Origin of the sequence: Streptomyces sp. Tue6028, assembly GCF_002300165.1 — a bacterium.
GTDB lineage: Bacteria > Actinomycetota > Actinomycetes > Streptomycetales > Streptomycetaceae > Streptomyces > Streptomyces siamensis.
On sequence record NZ_MLCE01000002.1, the window covers coordinates 327,955 to 343,933 of the forward strand.

Annotated in this window: 15 protein-coding genes; 6 read left to right on the top strand and 9 right to left on the bottom strand. The window is 71.1% G+C overall.

All coding sequences use genetic code 11. The features are described 5' to 3' along the window. Positions 1-82 precede the first annotated feature (82 nt). From BKI49_RS01645 to BKI49_RS01665, 5 genes are all read left to right on the top strand, one after another. Positions 83-1,705: an FAD-dependent monooxygenase gene (locus tag BKI49_RS01645; RefSeq protein WP_257004569.1), complete on the top strand. Its 1,623-nt coding sequence runs from the start codon at positions 83-85 to the stop codon at positions 1,703-1,705. A 9-nt stretch (positions 1,706-1,714) separates the two neighbouring features. Then, entirely contained in the window at positions 1,715-2,470 is a 756-nt protein-coding gene (locus BKI49_RS01650; RefSeq protein WP_095932317.1) for an SDR family NAD(P)-dependent oxidoreductase, read from the top strand. A 64-nt stretch (positions 2,471-2,534) separates the two neighbouring features. After that, positions 2,535-3,464 (top strand): SRPBCC family protein, encoded by a 930-nt coding sequence (locus BKI49_RS01655; RefSeq protein WP_179332292.1) that lies wholly within the window; start codon positions 2,535-2,537, stop codon positions 3,462-3,464. After that, positions 3,457-4,944: a class I adenylate-forming enzyme family protein gene (locus BKI49_RS01660; RefSeq protein ID WP_095932319.1), complete on the top strand. Its 1,488-nt coding sequence runs from the start codon at positions 3,457-3,459 to the stop codon at positions 4,942-4,944. Before BKI49_RS01655 ends, BKI49_RS01660 begins: the two co-directional genes overlap by 8 nt. Positions 4,945-4,982: 38 nt before the next feature. Then, positions 4,983-5,270 carry an antibiotic biosynthesis monooxygenase family protein gene (locus BKI49_RS01665; RefSeq protein ID WP_179332293.1) on the top strand — a complete coding sequence of 96 codons (288 nt, stop codon included), beginning with the start codon at positions 4,983-4,985 and terminating at the stop codon, positions 5,268-5,270. Between the two features lie 83 nt (positions 5,271-5,353). Here BKI49_RS01665 and BKI49_RS01670 read toward each other — a convergent pair whose 3' ends face one another. From BKI49_RS01670 to BKI49_RS01690, 5 genes are all read right to left on the bottom strand, one after another. Further along, complete coding sequence (locus tag BKI49_RS01670; protein WP_095932321.1) at positions 5,354-5,806, bottom strand: nuclear transport factor 2 family protein; 453 nt, start codon at positions 5,804-5,806, stop codon at positions 5,354-5,356. 118 nt (positions 5,807-5,924) lie between these two features. Then, positions 5,925-7,040, bottom strand: coding sequence for a methyltransferase (locus BKI49_RS01675; protein ID WP_218835018.1), 1,116 nt, complete (start codon positions 7,038-7,040; stop codon positions 5,925-5,927). A gap of 5 nt (positions 7,041-7,045) precedes the next feature. After that, positions 7,046-7,831, bottom strand: a complete 786-nt coding sequence (locus tag BKI49_RS01680; RefSeq protein ID WP_095932322.1) for a cyclase family protein — start codon at positions 7,829-7,831, stop codon at positions 7,046-7,048. Positions 7,832-7,837: 6 nt separating this feature from the next. Continuing rightward, positions 7,838-9,067 carry an FAD-dependent monooxygenase gene (locus BKI49_RS01685; protein WP_095932323.1) on the bottom strand — a complete coding sequence of 410 codons (1,230 nt, stop codon included), beginning with the start codon at positions 9,065-9,067 and terminating at the stop codon, positions 7,838-7,840. A gap of 11 nt (positions 9,068-9,078) precedes the next feature. Continuing rightward, positions 9,079-9,858 (bottom strand): SDR family oxidoreductase, encoded by a 780-nt coding sequence (locus BKI49_RS01690; protein WP_095932324.1) that lies wholly within the window; start codon positions 9,856-9,858, stop codon positions 9,079-9,081. Between the two features lie 444 nt (positions 9,859-10,302). Between BKI49_RS01690 and BKI49_RS01695 the strand changes: the two genes are divergently transcribed. Beyond that, positions 10,303-11,340 (top strand): methyltransferase, encoded by a 1,038-nt coding sequence (locus BKI49_RS01695; RefSeq protein WP_095932325.1) that lies wholly within the window; start codon positions 10,303-10,305, stop codon positions 11,338-11,340. Between the two features lie 151 nt (positions 11,341-11,491). Here BKI49_RS01695 and BKI49_RS01700 read toward each other — a convergent pair whose 3' ends face one another. The 4 genes from BKI49_RS01700 to BKI49_RS01715 all read right to left on the bottom strand — a co-directional run bounded on the left by BKI49_RS01700 (position 11,492) and on the right by BKI49_RS01715 (position 15,975). Next, positions 11,492-12,304 (bottom strand): AfsR/SARP family transcriptional regulator, encoded by an 813-nt coding sequence (locus tag BKI49_RS01700; protein WP_095932326.1) that lies wholly within the window; start codon positions 12,302-12,304, stop codon positions 11,492-11,494. Positions 12,305-12,497: 193 nt separating this feature from the next. Beyond that, a complete protein-coding gene (rfbB, locus tag BKI49_RS01705) occupies positions 12,498-13,487 on the bottom strand; it encodes a dTDP-glucose 4,6-dehydratase (RefSeq protein ID WP_095932327.1) in 990 nt (329 codons plus the stop codon). Continuing rightward, the gene (locus tag BKI49_RS01710; RefSeq protein WP_095932328.1) at positions 13,484-14,548 is read right to left on the bottom strand and encodes a glucose-1-phosphate thymidylyltransferase; all 1,065 of its coding nucleotides are present in this window, start codon (positions 14,546-14,548) and stop codon (positions 13,484-13,486) included. Before BKI49_RS01710 ends, rfbB begins: the two co-directional genes overlap by 4 nt. A 14-nt stretch (positions 14,549-14,562) precedes the next feature. After that, a complete protein-coding gene (locus BKI49_RS01715) occupies positions 14,563-15,975 on the bottom strand; it encodes an acetyl-CoA carboxylase biotin carboxylase subunit (RefSeq protein WP_095932329.1) in 1,413 nt (470 codons plus the stop codon). Between the last annotated feature and the right edge of the window lie 4 nt (positions 15,976-15,979).

A 15,979-nucleotide genomic window follows, 5' to 3' on the forward strand; every position in this document is an offset into this window, starting at 1 on the left:
CTCCAGCAGGGTGCCCGAGCCTGGGGCGCGGATGACCTTCGGCAGCAGCGGATGACCTTCGGCAGCAGAGGATCGGATGGCAGTGACGAAAGGACCTCGCACTCCCCAGGTACTCGTGGCGGGGGCCGGCCCGGTGGGGCTCGCCCTGGCGTTCGAACTCGCCCGCCGCGGAATCCCGTTGCGTCTCATCGACGCGAAGGACGCGCCCGCGACCACCAGCCGCGCCGTCGCCACGCATCCGCGCACCCTGGAGGCGTACGACCAGATGGGCCTGGTCGAGGAGATGCTCAAGCGGGGCCGGGAGATCCGGGCCTTCACCCTCTTCCAGGACGGTCGCCGGCTCGCCCGCCTCGACGCGGACTACTCGACGATGCCGACCCGGTTCCCCTTCACGCTCGCCATCGAGCAGACGGCGACCGAGGAGGTGTTCCGCGACGCGCTCGCGGACCTCGGAGTGGTCCCCGAATGGGGTACGAAGCTGGAGCGGATCGCGCGCGACGACGACGGCGTGACGGTGGGGCTGACCCATGCCGACGGCCGGCGGGAGACCGTGCGCACCCCGTGGCTGGTCGGCTGCGACGGCGGGCACAGCACCGTACGCCGTTCCCTGGAACTCCCGCTGATCGGCGAGGCCAACCAGACCTGGCTGCTGGCCGACGCACCCCTGACCAGCGAGCTGCCGCCCAACAGCATCTACTGGGTGCGCGCCGAGGGCGGCACCCTCATGGCGGTGCCCCTCGCCGACGACCGGTGGCGGCTGCTGGACACCGCCGAGACCGACTACGACGGCGACCCCGGCCGTCTCGCGGCGCGTTTCGAGCGCAAGCTCAGCCAGGGCATCGGCCACCGGGTACGGATCGGCACCCCGACCTGGGTGTCCGTCTTCACGGCGCAGCAGCGCATGGTCCCGGCCATGCGCGTGGGCCGCTGCCTGGTGGCGGGCGACGCGGCCCATGTGCACAGCCCGGCGTCCGGGCAGGGCATGAACACCGGCATCCAGGAGGCCGTCAATCTGGCCTGGAAGCTCGCGATGGTCATCGACGGACATGCCCGTGCGGAGCTGCTGGACAGCTACACCAGCGAGCGCGTGCCGGTGGGCGAGGCCCTCCTGGAGTCCACCAAGAAGGCCACGCAGATGATCGAGCTGCGCAGCCGGTTCACGGACCTGGCGCTGCCCGTGATCTTCGGGGTGGTGAGCCGGGTCGCCCCCATCCGCAGGCGGATGCAGCGGGAGATGCTCGGCGGGATGTCGGGGCTGCTGCTCTCGTACGCGGACCGTTCGCTGACCGTCGCGGACACCGGCGGCGGCAGCGGCCCCCGCCCGGGGACCCGGCTCACCGAGGTCACCGACTCGGACCTCACGGGCACCGGCTGGCCCGCACTGCTCACGGCACTGCGCCGGCCCGGCTGGCTGCTGCTGACCGCCCCGGCGCCGCACGAGCCCGCCGTCGCCGACGCGGTCGGCCGGGCACGGCAGGAGCACGGCGGCTGGCTGTCGGTGCTGAGCGTCACGGAGGCGAAGTCGGCCACCGACCCGGAGATGATCCCCGACAGCGACGGACGGGTCTCGGAACGGCTCGGCCTGTCCCCCGGCGGATGGCTCCTGGTCCGCCCCGACGGCTATCTGCTCGCCCGTGGGCCCGCACTGTCCTGGCCGGCCCTGTCCACCGCGCTCGGGCGGCTGCCGCTCGCCCGTCCCCGCTGAGGAGCCCCGATGGATCTCGGACTGACCGACCGGGTCGTCCTCGTCACGGGCGGCACCCGGGGCATCGGGGAGGCGACCGTGCGCGCCTTCGCCGCCGAGGGCGCCCGCGTCGCGCTGACCTATGCCGGCGCGAAGGACACAGCGGACCGCCTGGTGCGCGAACTCGGCGGACCGGACAGGGCTCTGGCGGTCCACTACGACCTGGCCCGGCCCGGCTCGGTCGAGGACCTCGTACCGACGGTCGAGCGGCACTTCGGCACGGTCGACGTCCTCGTCGCGAACGCCGTGCGCCGGCCCGCGGGACGCCCGCGGCCGGGCTTCGAACGCCTGGACCCGGCGGACTGGGCCGCGTTCCTGGACGACAACCTGACCGGGACGATCCGCACGGTGCAGACCGCGCTCGGCGCCATGCGTGCCCAGGGCCGCGGCCGCATCGCCCTGATCTCCTCCCACCTGGCCGCCAAGGGCCAGGCGGGCCAGGAGGTCTACACGGCGGCGAAGTCGGCGCTGCACGGCTTCGCTCTCAGTCTGGCCCGCGACGCCGGCCCCGACGGGGTCCTGGTCAATGTGATCAGTCCCGGGCTCACCACGACCGAGGGGGCCTTGAGCCACCTCCCCGCGGCCGTCCTGGAGAAGGCCGCGGCCGCACTGCCGACCGGGCGCCTCGGCAGCCCGGAGGAGGTCGCCAGGACCGTCGTCTTCTACTGCTCGGCGGCCAACGAGAACATCACCGGCGAGCTGGTCTCCCTGGTCGGGCGCGGGTGACGCCACCCGCGCCCGGCCCTCGCCCGCGGGCCGCCCGCCCGCACTCCTCGTGGAAGGAACACCAGTGGTCAACACCCAAGCCCCCGTGGGCGAATCGGTCGTCGTCGACGCGCCGGCGAAGGTCGTCCTCGACCTGATCACCGATCCCGATCCGCTGCACTACCTCTCCCCCTCCGTCGTCCACGCGGACCGGACCGCCCGGGGCGGGGCGCAGGACTCCGTGACGATCTGGACCATCACCGACGACGAGCGGGTGTGGTCCCGCACCCAGGACCGCACGCTGGACGCCGACGGCCTGCGGGTCTCGTTCGAGGACACGCCCGAGTCCTCGCTCGCCGGTGTGCGCGGCGCGTGGGTGCTGCGCGCGGTCTCGGAGGACAAGACCGAGATCGAGCTGCGGCAGGACACGAGCGCGCTGACCTCCCCCGAGGACCTCGCTCGTGCGGAGTCGGCACGCTCCGACCTGCTGTCGACGGTGGCGTACGCCGCCGCGAACCGGCAGGAACTGTCCGACCTGGTCGTCGACTTCCGGGACCCGCTGTTCGCCGCGGGGTCCGCCGAGGACGCGTACCGGATCCTGTACGAGGCCGATCGCTGGCCCGAGCGGCTCGCCCACGTCTCCCGGATCGACATGACCGAGGACGTGCCCGGCATCCAGTTCTTCGACATGGACACCACGACGTCCGACGGCGCCCCGCACACGACCCGTTCGGTGCGGATCTGCTTCCCGCACTCCAAGATCGTCTACAAGCAGATCGGGCTGCCGGCGCTGCTGGACGCGCACACCGGGCACTGGCTGTTCACCCCGACCCGGGAGGGCATCGTCGTCGAGTCGCGGCACGTCGCCGTCATCAAGCCGTCGGCGCTGCCGATCCTCGGCGAGGGCACCACGGTCGAGGACGCACGCCGCTATCTGCGCCGGGTGCTGAGCACCAACTCCATGACCAACCTGCGGCTGTCCAAGGAGTTCGCGGAGGAGCAGGCGCGTGCGTGAGCCCGTCGAGCGCCTGGACGAGCTGCCGCGGCTCGCCGCCGAGGCCCACCCCGACCGTGTCGCCCTGCGCACGGACCGCAGCGACGCGCTGACCTTCGGGGAGCTGGAGCAGCGGGTGAGCGGCTGCGCGGCACGCATCCGCGCTCTGGTGGGCGGGCCCGGCACGACCGTCGCGATCACCTCGGTCCTCCATCCCGACTTCGCCGTGGCGTACTACGGCACGCTGCGCGCGGGCCATGTCGTCGTGCCGGTCAATCCCTTCCTCCGGGCGAAGGGTCTGGAGGCCCTCGTCGCCGCGAGCGGCGCACGGCTGGTGCTCACGACGGAGGAGATCGCCGCCGAGCTCGGCGACACGGTGCCGTCGCTGGACATCGGCGACCGGACGCTGTGGGACACCGGACCGCTGCGGGAGGCGCCCGCCGTGCGCCCCGACGACGTCGCGTCCATCCACTTCACCAGCGGCACGACCGGCGCCCCGAAGGGCGTGCGGCAGACCCATCACAACCTGGCGGTCAACGCGGCGCAGACCGTGCACGCGCACGGTCTGGACGACAGCTCGGTGACCGTCAACCATCTGCCCACGTTCCACCCGATGCACCTGAACTCGGCGCTGTTCGCGGCCGCCGAGCAGGTGCTGGCCACCGATCCGGACCTGGCGGCGTCGCTGCGGACGGCGAACGAGGCGCGGGCCACCCGGTACTACAGCCTGCCGATGCGGCTCAGCCGTCTCGCGGCGCGACCGGACCTGTCGGAGCTGCGGCTCGACACCGTGGAGGCCGTGTTCTCCGGCGGCTCCGCACTGCCGGTCCCGGCGGCGCGCAGGCTCGGCGACCACTTCGGGATCCCGGTCCTCCAGGGGTACGGGCTCGCCGAGACGGCGCCGATGACCCACTGCGGCAGCCGCACCCGGCCCAAGGAGGGTTCGTGCGGACCCCCGGTCCCCCGCACCGAGTGCCGGATCGTCGACCTCGCCACCGGCAAGGCACTCGGCCCCGGTGAGCGCGGCGAGATCCAGGTGCGCGGCCCGCAGTTGATGAAGGGCTACCTGGGCGAGCCCGACGGCGGCGCCCTGGACGCCGAGGGCTGGTTCGCCACCGGGGACGTCGGCGAGGTCGACGAGGACGACTGCCTCTTCGTCGTCGACCGGCTCAAGGACGTCTTCAAGTGCGACAACTGGCTGGTCTCCCCGCAGGAGATCGAGCAGGTGCTGCTCGCGCACCCCGCCGTGGCGGACTGCGCGGTCGTCGACCACCCGGACGAGTTCAGCGGCGCCGTGGCGGTCGCCCTCGTGGTGACCCGTCGTCCCGAGGAGCCCGAAGCACTGGACGGCATCGCCGCGGACGTCAACTCCGGCCTGCCGTACTACCAGCACATCCGGCACATCCGGGCGGTCCCCGACATCGCCCGGTCCGGCGGCGGCAAGGTCCGCCGCCAGGACCTGCGCCGGCTCTTCACGGAACTGTTCGCCACGCGCGGATGACACCGGACCACCACCGACCCCGACCAAGGAGTACGACCATGGTGACCCTGATCAACAAGTTCACGGTGACGGGCGAAGTAGACGCGTTCCGGCGCGCCATCGCCGAGGTCAGCGCCTACATGCAGGCGCAGCCGGGCTTCATCAGCCACGAGGTCTACCGCTCGATCAGCAAGCCGAACATCTTCGTGGAGACCGCCCACTGGGACGACCCCGACTCGCACAAGAAGGCGGTGCAGAGCGAGGAGTTCCGCAACCGTGTCCGCGGCCTGGCCGGTCTCGCCACGCCCGACGCCGACCTGTACGCGCCGGTCGGCGAGGATCGCTGAGGCCGCGCCGGACGCGCTCCGGCGCCGACCACACGGGAAGGCCCCCGGGAGAGATTCCCGGGGGCCTTCCCGTGCGGCGCCGCTCAGCCGGGCGCGCCCACACCGTCCTTGGTCACGCGCCGTCGGCTGACCTTCAGCTCGCCGTCCTCGCGGACGAGCACGTCCTCGCACACACAGCTCATCCTGACCTGGGGATCGCCGCCCAGCACGGTGCCGATGATGAGCGCGTAGCACCGAACGTGCAGCGAACCGTCGGCCGCGGAGTCCACCGCGACCATGCCGTGCCAGTGGCGTCGCACCTCGCCGGCGGCCACCAGCGCCTCGTGGGCGGAACGCACGGCGCGCGCCAGGGCGGTCCTGCCGACGACGGGTTCGGGCCGGTGCTCCGGCGCGAACTCCCCGTCCTCGGTGAAGGTCTGCGCCCACTCCTCGGCCCTGCCGCTGTCCAGGAGCTGCATGTGGCGGGCGTAGAACTGCTGCACCTCGGTGTAGAGCGCCTCCTGAGCGGGCGCCGCGTCGAGGGTGGTGTCGGTCATACGGTCCTGTCCTCCGTGATCGGGGTGGGTGCCGAGTCGTGCGGGTCGCCCGGGCCCTGGCCGGCCGGGTCGGCCAAGGCGGAGTAGGTCGGGTCGGCCGGACAGGCCGGGGAGCGCTTCAGCACGGCCTGCATTCCAGTACCGCCCAGTCGCCGACGGCCGGTTCGCAGTCCAGGGCGAAGCCGCCGGCGGCGAGCAGCGCGCGCCATTCGTCGAGGTTGCGCTCGCGCCCGCCCATCACCACGAGCATGTCGACGTCCAGGAACTTGGCGGTGTCCCAGGTGTTGCCGGGTGCCACGACCTGTTCGAGGACGAGCAGGCGCGCCGCGGAGTCGCCGATGGCCCGTCGTACGCCGCGCAGGATCTCCACGGCCTTCTCGTCCGGCCAGTCGTGCAGCACGGTCTTCAGGACGTACGCGTCGCAGCCGGCCGGGACCGGGTCGGTGAAGAAGTCGCCGCCGACCACCTCCACGCGGTGGGCGACCTCACGCTCGCTCAGCAACTCACCTGCGGTGTCGGCTACTTGCGCACGGTCGAAGAGCACACCGCGGACGCCGGGGTTGCGCCGCAGGATCTCGGCGAGGAAGTAGCCCCGGCCTCCGCCGACGTCGGCGACGACGGGGAACCGGGAGAAGTCGACGCGGTCCAGATAGAGCCCGCCGAGCCGCCGGCTGATGGTGGTCATGGCGTCGTCGAAGACCTCGCCCGCCTCCGGGTTGCCCTGGAGGTACTCCCAGAACGACATACCGTGCGCGGCGTCGAAGCCGGGCCGGCCGGTCCGCGCGGAGTGCAGGATCGAGCCGAACGAGCCCCAGAAGAAACCGGATCCGTCGAGCAGCACGGCGTCCCGCACCCCGTCGGGCAGGTCGGTGCGCAGCCCCTCGGCGAGGGGGGTGAGGGCGAACTGCCGCCCGTCGAGCTCCTGGAACACACCGAGCAGGGCGGCACAGCGCAGCATGCGGTAGAGCGCCGCCTCGTCGGCGCCGACCGCGTCGGCCAGTTCGGAGACCGTGCGGGGTCCCTTGACCAGCTGGTCGGCGACGTTGAGTTCGGCGAGCGCGTACACGACGGCGGAGAAGCGCTGCCCGTTGGCGAGCAGCATGAGCCGCTGGCGCGGCGGGACGTCCGGCCGGTCGACGAAGGAGTACGCCGCCACCGGCCCGGTGTCGCCCGCGTCGCTCTCGCCCGGCGCCGCCTGGGCCCCGCGCGTATGCACCTGGATGTCGTCGGTCATGTCCGTCAGCCCTCGTCGTCGTCGATGAAAGCGACCGCGCGGGTCCAGCCTGCTCCGGCTCCAGCGATCTTCACGGGGAAGCAGGAGAGGGTGAAGCCGTGCGGAGGCAGCCGGTCCAGGTTGGCGAGACGCTCGATCTGGCAGAACTCGCGGTCGCGCCCCGTGAAGTGGGCGGGCCACAGGACCGAGCGGTCCCCGGTCTGCCGGTACCGTCGCAGGATGTCGCCGAAGGGCGCGTCCAGGCTGAACGCGTCCGTGCCGATCACCTTCACCCCCAGGTCGAGCAGGAGGTGCACGGCGGGTCCGTCGAGTCCCGTGAAGTGGGTGAAGTACTTCTCCGTGCCGGCCCACCGGTCGGCCCCGGTGTGCAGGAGCACGATGTCCAGGGGTGCCGGCTCGACACCCGTCCGGTCCAGTTCGGCTCGTATGCGGTCGGCCCCGACGGCGCCCGGCTCGGCGTCGGTGAGGTCGAGGACGACGGCGGGCCGGTGGAACCAGTCGAGCGGGAGCTCGTCGACGGTACGGGGCGGACCCTCGCGGTAGGAGGCGCGGGTCCCGTAGTGGGCCGGCGCGTCGATGTGGGTACCGGTGTGGGAGGTGAGCCGCAGCGTGTCGATCGACAGCAGTTCGCCGTCGTCGAGCACGCTCGGGTCGAAGTCGATGCCGAAGTGCTCACGCATCTCGTCGGCCATGTGCCGGGCGCCCTCGGCCGGTGTGATCACCTCGTGGGTCACCGGCTCGGGCTCCCAGCCCCGGGCGTCGACGGGTGACGACAGGTCGACCAGTCTCATCCGCGATCACTCTTTCTCGTTGACGGTGAAGAGGTTGTCGGCGACGCGGATGCCCGGGGCTCCGAAGGCGATCCGCTGGGTGAACTTGGCGCCGATCGGGGTGCGCATCACCACTCGGGCGAGCTTGGGACGCAGGAAGGTGGCCAGGCTGTCGGCGGAGAGCATCATCCGGCTCTGCACGGCCTGGAACTTCATGACGGCCTTGATGTGCGGCCTGCGGATCCTCTCGAACTCTCCGAGCCGCGCCGCGCTCACATCGCCGTCCGTGACGGCGGCGAGCAGGATCGGGTGGAGCAGCGCGGCGTCCTGGACGGCGAGATTGATGCCCTGGGCGCCGAGCGGGCCGTGCGTGTGGGCGGCGTCGCCGATGAGGACGAGGCCGTCGCCGGTCCACCGCTCGGCGGCGGCGCCGAACACGTCGAGGAGCGAGACGTCGGCGAAGCTGCGCAACGCCCCCTCGACCCGGTCGGCGAACTGCGGGGTCGCCGCGGTGATCCTGCGGCGCACCTCGCCGATGCCGAGCGGGGCCAGGCGCTTCCACTCCCCCTTGGGCAGGGTCCAGCCCATCTGCACCGCGCCCGGGTGGGAGTCGTAGGCGAGCACGGGGTTGCCTCCGGCGCGGTTCACCATGACTTCGCCGAGACGCTCCGTCGCGGGCAGCCGGAACCAGACCACGTCCTGGTCGAAGACGTCCTGGCGGACGTGGTCGATGCCGGCGAGCCGGCGGACCTGTGAGTGGCGCCCGTCCGCCGCGACCACACAGGCGGCGCGCACGGTGTGCGTGACGTCCTGGGCCTTGGCGTACACACCGCGTACGGCGTCGCCCTCCCGGATCAGGCCGTTGACCCGCGCCACCACGTAGCGGAACTCCGGGAACTCCTGGCAACGGTCCAGGAGTTCGGCGAGCAGATGCGCCTGGGGCAGGCTGAGCAGGTAGTTGTACGGGGACTGGAGCCTGCGGTAGTCGAAGGACATCAGCACGCGACCGTGCTCGACCAGCCGGAACCGCTCCAGGACGTGTGCGCCGCGGTCGGTGGCGCCCTTGAGGACACCGATCTCGTCGAGGACGGCGAGGCCGCCGGGCTGGAGGATCTCGCCGCGGTACTCGCGGCTGAGCGAGGAGCTGCGCTCGACGACGGTGACGCGTGCGCCGGACCGCAGCAGCAGGAGTGCCAGGGTCATGCCCGCGGGGCCGCCACCGACGACGCAGACGTCCGTGCGAGTGTGTTCTTCCATGTCGTCCTCCGTCAGGCCAGCAGGCTCAGGCCGCCGTCGGCGGACACCACGTGGCCGGTGATCCACTGGGCCTCGGGCAGGCAGAGCAGCGCCACGGTGTCGGCGACGTCCCGGGGTGTGGCGAGGCGTCCCGCGGGGGTGCGGGCACCGATCGCGCGGGCGACCTCGGGGCGCGGGGTGTCGGCGCCCTTGTCGAGCTTGGACGCGGAGACCGCGTTGACGGTCACACCGCGGTCGGCCAGTTCCACGGCCACGAAGCGTGTCAGGCTCTCCAGGGCGGCCTTGGCGACGCCGAGGCTGACCATGTGGGGAGCCACACCGCGGGCGACGCTCGCCGAGACGACGATGATCCGGCCGCCCTCGGACAGCAGGTCCGCCGCGGGCCCCGCGGAGGCGGCGAGCGGCACCAGCGCGGTCGCCGTGTCGGCGTACACCTCCGTCAGACGCATGCCGAGGACCGGCATGGGGTGCGCCGAGGCGGCGGCGTGGACCAGGATGTCGAGCCGACCGTGCCGCTCACGCACGTGGCGCATCGCCTCGGGCAGCGTCTCGGCCCGGCGCGCGTCGCCGCGCAGCGTCTCCAGGCTGCCGGGCGTGTCCTTCAGATCCGCGAGCAGTGTCCCGGCGTCCTCCGCGGAGTGGGCGAACGTCGCGACGACGTCGCATCCCGACACGGCCAGCTTCTCGGTGACGGCCCGGCCCACTCCGCGCGTCCCGCCGATGACGAGGGCGCTCCTGCCCTTCAGGCCTGGCAGCGGCGCTACTTCGCTGCGCGAGTGCGGTTCCGACACGGTGCACTTCCTCTCGCTGTCCGGGCCGCCGCGGGCTGCAATCGGTGAACTGGCCCTGTGGGTGGGTTGGTTGCTGTCACCGTGTCCCAGAACGGTCGATCGTGGCTGGAGCCGGAGCGGAGCGCGCGGGGAGCACGAACACCGGGGTGCACGCCTCCCGACGACGGGGTGCACGTGGCACGGGCGGGGCACGCGGCACGGGCAGGGGCACGCCGCGGGCCGGGGTACGCCGCACGGTCGAGTGCACACCGCTCGGAGCGGGGCCGCGCCCTGGGTCGGGTAGTCGCGCTCCGGGGTACCCGGGCCCCGCAGATGTCCGCACCCTGGGCGAGTGTCGCGCCCCTGCAATACCCGCGCCGAGGGGACGTCCACGCCCCGGACGGGACTTCGCCGCTTCGACCAGCGGTCCAGTTGCCGTCTAGCGGAGTTGACGACGCTGGTGTCATGACAGCTCCCGCTCTCGAAGCCGTGACGAACCTCCGCAGACTCGCCCTGGCCGCAGGTCACGCGGCCGCGCTCCGCGCCGCGGTACAGCTCGGCGTGGCCGACGCGCTCGGTGAGGACCCCGCGACCGCCGCCGAGCTGGCGCGCCTGGTGAACGCCGAACCGGGCACGCTCGACCGGCTGTTGCGCGCGCTCAGCTCGCAGGGCGTGTTCCTCGCCCAGGGCGACCGCTACGCGCACACGCCGGTCTCCCGACTGCTGCGCGGCGACACCCCGCGCAGCCTGCGCGACATGGTCCTGTGGGCCACCGAACCGTGGACCTGGGAGGTCTGGCCGCGTCTCGCCGACGCCGTCCGTACAGGAAAGGGCGGCTTCGGCGAGACGCACGGCAAGGACTTCTTCACCTATCTGTACGAGGACGCGCCGGAGTCGGCCGAGGTCTTCAACCGCGCCATGACGCAGGCCAGCCGGCTCTCGTCCGGGGCGATCGCCGAGACGCTCGACCTGCGCGGCGACCTGACCGTGGTGGATGTAGCCGGCGGCCACGGCGACCTCATCGCGACCGTCCTGGAGCGCGACCCGTCCCTGCGCGGTGCCCTGTTCGACCTGCCCGGTGTGCTGGAGGACGTCGACGCGCGGCTGCGCAAGGGCGGTGCGCTGGAGGGCCGTTGCCGTCTGGTGGCCGGTGACTGCCGGGAGTCGGTGCAGGTCGAGGCGGACGTCTTCATCCTGAAGAACGTCCTGGAGTGGGACGACGCGGCCACCGTGGCCGCGCTGCGCAATGTCGCCGCCTCCGCCCGTCCGGGCGGACGGGTCGTCGTCATCGAGAACCTGGTCGACGGAAGCCCCGAGACCGGGTTCACCACTGCCATGGACCTGCTCCTGCTGCTCAACGTCGACGGCCGCAAGCACCTGCGCCGCAGTCTGCTGCGCCTGGTCGAGGAGGCCGGGTTGACGGTGACCGACGTCCGGCCGGTCGGCCCGTATCTGCACATGATCGACAGCCGGGTTCCCGAAGGCGGGGACACCGGTCGCTGACCTCCGCGACGACGCCGGCCGTCCACCTCCGTCCGGGGCTGCACGCCCCGGGCGGAGCGCGCCCGGCGAGCATTTCTTGGTCGGGACCTCTCAAACCCAATGACACACATAAAACACGTCTGGATTTCCCCCGATTCCATTCAAGGAATATTCAGTGGGAAACGCCCGATGCCACACGGTCGAGTATCGCCAGCGAGTCGGCCATGGGGTCGAAGCACAGCATGGCGTGCTGGAGGCCCCGTATGCGTGGGGACGGTTCCAGGCCCAGGTCGGTCACCAGCCGGTGCCGGTACTGGTGGAACGAGTCGAGCGCGGCGGACAGCCGGCCGGCCCGGAACAGGGCCAGCATGTGCTTGACGCGGATACCCTCGTGCAGGGGGTAACTGCCCACCAGGACGGTCAGTTCGCTCTGTACCTCGCGGTGCCGGCCGAGCCGCAGGTTGGCCTCGATGCGCATCTCGGTCGCGGCCAGCCGGCTCTCCTCCAGGCCGCAGATCTGCGGATAGAGCAGCGGGCCGGGGCGTACGTCGCTCAGCGGGGCGCCGCGCCAGAGTTCGAGCGCTCGGGACAGCAGCTCTTCGGCTCTTTCGTTGTCGCCCTGCTCCAGGAACTTCTGTCCCTGCTCGACCAGGTTCTCGTAGGCGCTGAGGTCGTGTTCGGTGTGGTCCGCCTGGAGGAGGTACCCGGGTACCCGGGTGACGAGCGCGTCCGTCGGAGGCTGGCCCACCACCTGTGCGACGTCGCGGAACATCCTCCGCAGTTGCAGGACGTACGTCTGGAGCGTCGTGGACGCGCTGCGCGGCGGGCGCTCGTCCCAGAGCTCCTGGATCAGGGAGGCCGTGGACACCGCGCGGCCGGGTTCGAGCATCAGCATCGCCAGTACGCTGCGAGGCTTGGGCGCCGTCAGGATTTCGGCTACTTCGACATCATCGATGGTTAATGTACCGAGCACTCCGAGCTTCATCTTGCTTACCCCCAGGATGGCCAAAAACAACTTACCCCCGCAGTCAGTGCTGCTAAGGCAATCCGAGATGGATCAGATTATCACGAGCGGACAAAAAAACCATGTCTTACTCGTGAGTATTGCGATCAGGACTGCACACGAATGCGCAGCTCGCAAAAAACCGGCGGCATGCTTCAAACGTGGACACCGTCCGTTACGACTGATCCCCCTCTCGTGAAACAAAGCTCTGCCCTATACGCCACTCTGGGTGATCCGCGTACCAGCGAACAGTCTCGGCCAGTCCCGTGGCGAAAGGTATGCGTGGAGCAAAACCGAGAGCGCGCAGCTTGCCGTCGTCGAGGCTGTAGCGCCGGTCGTGTCCCTTGCGGTCCGTGACGTGTTCCACCATGTCCCAGTCACGACCGCAGGCTTCGAGAAGACGCTCGGTCAATTGACGATTGGTCAATTCCGCGGTGCCCGCGATGTGGTAGATCTCGCCCGGCTCGCCGCGCTCCGCGACGAGCTGCACGCCACGGCAGTGGTCCTCGACGTGCACCCAGTCCCGGACGTTGCCACCGTCGCCGTACAGCGGCACCTTCCGGCCCTCCAGCAGCCTGGTGATGAAGAGCGGAATGACCTTCTCGGGGTACTGGCGCGGTCCGTAGTTGTTTCCGCAGCGGGTGATGGACACCGGCAGGCCGTGGGTGACCGCGTAGGCACGGGCCACCAGGTCTCCGCCGGCCTTGGACGCCGCATAGGGCGAACGCGGCCGCAGCGGGGCCTCCTCGTCCCACGAGCCGGCGTCGATCGACCCGTACACCTCGTCCGTCGAGACCTGTACGACACGGGGCGTTCCCGCCTCCAGACAGGCCTGGAGCAGGGCGTGGACCCCGAGCACATTGGTCCGCACGAATTCCGCGGAACCGGCGATGGAGCGGTCCACGTGGGATTCCGCGGCAAAATTGACGACGACATCTTGGCCGGGTATCACCTTGCTCAGCAGCTCAGGATCACATAAATCGCCCCACACGAACTCGCACCGTACTTCGCCCAAATTGGCGGGATTTCCGGCGTAGGTCAGTTTGTCGAGGACTGTCACCTCCGCGTCCGCAAAAGCGGGATACTCCCCGGCCAGCACGGCACGCACGTAGTGGGAGCCGATGAAACCGGCGCCGCCGGTGACCAGAATGCGCGGTCCGCTCATGACGCGATCCGCACCCGGCTGCGGTCCCCGAGGACGAGGTTGTGTGCACCCGGCGGTTCGGGGGTGCGGGCGATCTCGACGTCCTGACCGATCAGGGAGGACTCCAGCGGCCGGACACCGGTGATCGAGGCACGGGGCATCACGATCGAGTCGCGGATCCAGCTGTCGGTGATACGGCAGTCCTCCGCGATCGAGGTGTACGGGCCGACACGCGAGTTGGTGACGGTCGCTCCCGAGCCGATCACGGCCGGGCCGACGACCACGGAACCGGTCACCCGCGCCCCCGGCTCGACGACCACCTGGCCGCTGATCTCACTGTCGCGCACGATCCCGGCGCTGGAGGGATCGAGGGATCGCAGCACCAGCCGGTTGACCTCCAGCATGTCCGGCACGTTTCCCGTGTCCTTCCAGCAGCCGGTCATGACGGCGGCGTCGGTCCGCAGGTCGTGGTCGATGAGCCACTGCACCGCATCCGTGATCTCCAGTTCGCCGCGCGCCGAGGGCTCCACCTCGGCGACCGCCTTGTGCACGGCCGAGCTGAACAGATAGACGCCCACGACGGCGAGATCGCTCCGCGGCCGGCGCGGTTTTTCCTGGAGCCCCGTGACGCGGCCCTCCGCGGACACCTCGGCCACGCCGAACTGCCGGGGGTCGTCGACCTGGGCGAGCATGATCTGCGCGGCCGGCCGATGGACCCGGAACCGCTCCACGAAGTCGGTGATGCCGTCGAAGACGATGTTGTCCCCCAGATACATCACGAAGTCGTCGTCACCGAGGAAGTCACGGGCTATCTTCACAGCGTGGGCCAGACCGAGCGGCTGCCGCTGCCACAGATAGGAGACCTCCAGGCCGAACCGCGATCCGTCGCCGACCGCGGCCTCGATCTGGGCACGGGTGTCCCCGACGACGATGCCGGTCTCCGTCACCCCCGCGGCGGCGATCGCTTCCAGGCCGTGGAACAGCACCGGTTTGTTGCCCACGGGCACGAGTTGTTTGGCCAGCGTGTGGGTGATCGGCCGCAGCCGGGTTCCTGAACCGCCGGAAAGCACGAGCGCTTTCATGAGCTGAACCTTCCCTACGAGGCGTTCGGTGGTTGCGCCTGCGAGGGCCCCGGGTCCCGGGTCCCTGCGGCAGCCGGCTCGGGCTCCAGGAGCCGGCCGACGAGCCCGGTGTCGTGCCGGGCCGTGCTGAACTCGTCGCTCTCGACGACCGAGCGGAGGAAACCCGCCGTGGTGTGCATGCCCTTGCCCTCGATCCGGACCTCGTCCAGGGCACGGCGCATACGGGCCAGCGCGAGCTCCCGGTCGGGGGCCCAGACGGCGACCTTGGCGAGCAGCGGATCGTAGAAGACGGAGATGCGCGAGCCGTCCCGCACATGCGTGTCCACGCGCACGAACGGGCCCGCCGGCAGGGTGAGTTCGTCGATGAGCCCGGGCGTCGGGGTGAAGTCCCGGTCGGCGTCCTCCGCGTTGATACGGCACTCGACGGCGCACCCGCGGGGCACGACGTCACGCCGGCCGAGCCGCAGCGGATGCCCGGCGGCGACCCACAGCTGCTCATGGACCAGGTCGACGCCGGTGACCATTTCTGTGACCGGATGCTCGACCTGGATACGGCAGTTGACCTCCATGAAGTAGAAGCGTCCGCTGTCGTCGTACAGGAACTCGAAGGTCCCCGCGCCGACGTATCCGGCGGCCTTGGCTCCCTGCACGGCGTGTTCCGCCATCGCGGCGAGCACATCGCGGTCCAGCCCGGGAGCCGGGGTCTCCTCGATGAGCTTCTGATGGCGGCGCTGCACCGAGCAGTCGCGCTCGCCGAGATGGATCACATTGCCGAAGCGGTCGGCGAGTATCTGGATCTCCACGTGCCGTGCGGACTGCAGATAGCGCTCCAGATAGACCCTGCCGTCCCCGAACACGGCGGCGGCGTGGCGTCGCGTCTCCCGGTAGACGGCGGGGAACTCGTCGGCCGAGTGCGCCACTCCGATCCCGCGGCCGCCGCCCCCGGCCACCGCCTTCACCACCACCGGGTAGCCGATCTCGGCGGCGAACGCCTCGGCCTCGCGCGGCGACGACACGGGGTCCAGCGTGCCGGGCAGCAGGGGCAGCCCCGCGTCGGCCATGAGGCCGCGGCAGGTGGACTTGTCGCCCAGCGCCTCCATCACCTCCGGGGGCGGGCCGATGAAGGTGATGCCCTCGGCCGCGCACACCTCGGCGAAGTCGGCGTTCTCGGAGAGGAATCCGTACCCGGGGTGGATCGCGTCCGCGCCGACGCGCCGGGCGGCCTCGATGACGGCGGGGATGCTGAGGTAGCTCGCCTGCGCCGACCCCGGGCCGATGCGGACCGCCTCGTCGGCGTACCGCACGACCTCGCTGTCGGTGTCCTCGGTGGAGTACACGACGGCGACCCTGATCCCCAGTTCACGGCAGGCGCGCGCGACACGCAGGGCGATCTCGCCCCGGTTGGCGACGAGGACGGTGCGGAACACTGCG